The sequence below is a fragment of the Streptomyces sp. NPDC036813 genome, from assembly GCF_055609245.1.
Map to the genome: position 1 here is coordinate 1 of NZ_JBVJPV010000052.1, position 1,401 is coordinate 1,401.

Genomic DNA, 1,401 nt, shown 5'->3' on the forward strand with positions numbered 1-1,401 from the left:
TAGTACTGCAACGGTGCTTGCTGTGACTGATGGCCAGGTCAGGGGCTGTGTCCGCGCCGTTTGTAGTGGCTGGTGCGGGCCTGGTGTTGTCGTCGTCGGCGCCAGGTCGACCAGTGCAGGATGTGCTCGACGGGTGGGGGCCGGCGGTCGGTGAGGCGGGTGATCAGCCGTCGTATTTCGGCGAGGCTGAGGTGGATGAGCTGGGAGGATCCGTTTCTGCTTTCTCGGCATCCAGCTCGCGGGCTCGCAGGACGGTCAGGCAGGCGTGGGCGGCCATGGCCAGGGTCATGTGGCGGTGCCAGCCGGGGTAGCGGCGGACTTGGTAGTCGTCCAGGCCGCACTCCTGCTTCGCGCTCTGGAAGCATTCCTCGATGGCCCACCGGCTGCCCGCGATGCGGATCAGGTCGTCCAGCGTGGTCTGGGCGGGGCAGTAGGCGATGTAGTAGGAGATCTCCTGCGGGCGGGTGACGCTGCGGCGGGCGATGACCCAGTGGCGGCGGTCGGGCCGGTGCCAGGGCCGCACCTCGACGCGGGCCCAGTCGTAGATCCGCAGGCCGTGGGCCCCGTTGCCGCAGGAACGGCGCTTCCATTTCTGGCGGGCAAGGCCGTTGAACAGGTCGTGGACGGGGTGGTCGATCGCCCAGCGGGTGACCACGGTGTCGTGCCGGGTGGTGGCCATGACGTGGAAGACGTCCGCCCGCTCCAGCTCCGAGCGCCAGCCTTTGGAGAAGCCGTAGGCGGCATCCGCGGTCACCCACCGAAACGGGATCTTGTCCTTGATGGCGCGGCGGACCATCGCCTTCGCCATGGCCACCTTCGTCTCGAAGGCGACCTCGTCGGTGATGCCGGCCCGGCGGCACCTTTCGCGGTCGTCGGTCCAGGAGGTGGGCAGATACAAGCGGCGGTCGATCAGGGTCCGCCCGCGGGCGGTGGCATAGGCGAGGAAGACGCCGACCTGGCAGTTCTCCGTCCGCCCGGCGGTGCCGGAGTACTGCCGCTGGACCCCGGCCGACCGCGTGCCCTTCTTCAAAAAGCCCGTGTCGTCCACGACCAGGACCGCTTCGGGGTCGCCGAGGTTGTCGACCACGTACCGGCGCACGTCGTCGAGGACCTCATCGGCGTCCCACTCGATCCGGTTCAGCATCCGCTGGATACGGTCCGGGCCGGCGTGGCCGGCTTCTTCCGCCAGCGTCCAGCCGTTCTTCCGGTGCAGCGGAGCGATCAGCCCCCGCATATAGGCAAGTGCCGACTCCCGGGGTTCCGGCCTGCTGAAACGGTGCACGAACCGCTCATGCACCACGTCCAGTTCACGCGCCCACAGCCTGACATCGGAAAGGTCCCCACCCATAACCACACCAACGACCGACCTGGCCATCAGTCACGACAAGCACCGTTGCAGTA

1 protein-coding gene is annotated in these 1,401 nt (G+C 68.0%); it reads right to left on the reverse strand.

From position 1 onward, the window contains the following. Nucleotides 1–163: 163 nt before the first annotated feature. Complete coding sequence (locus tag ACZ67Q_RS39410; protein ID WP_471192469.1) at nt 164–1,348, reverse strand: IS701 family transposase; 1,185 nt, start codon at nt 1,346–1,348, stop codon at nt 164–166. Between the last annotated feature and the right edge of the window lie 53 nt (nt 1,349–1,401).